1 protein-coding gene is annotated in these 221 nt (G+C 67.0%); it reads right to left on the minus strand.

The genetic code is table 11. The annotated features are described in order from the left end of the window. A partial coding sequence (locus tag FLQ03_RS01325; RefSeq protein ID WP_144374180.1) for a hypothetical protein occupies window positions 1–221 on the minus strand: 221 nt, incomplete at both ends.

The raw sequence follows: 221 nt of genomic DNA on the forward strand, positions 1-221 counted from the left end.
CTACCGGGGCTTCGCTGAAGGTGAAGGTGACGTTCGATACCTTGTCGGCCACGTTCAGCGCGGCGTCCACGATGTTCACCACCACGCTCGGTGCGCCGGTGTCGACGCTGTAGCCCTCGGTGTCGGTGGCGGTGGTGCTGTTGCCGGCCGCATCGGTGGTGGTCACTTTGGCGTCGATCACCTTGTCGGCGTCGGCGGCCAGGTCGCTGCCGGCCACGTTG

Source organism: Vogesella urethralis (genome assembly GCF_007644045.2).
Taxonomy (GTDB): domain Bacteria; phylum Pseudomonadota; class Gammaproteobacteria; order Burkholderiales; family Chromobacteriaceae; genus Vogesella; species Vogesella urethralis.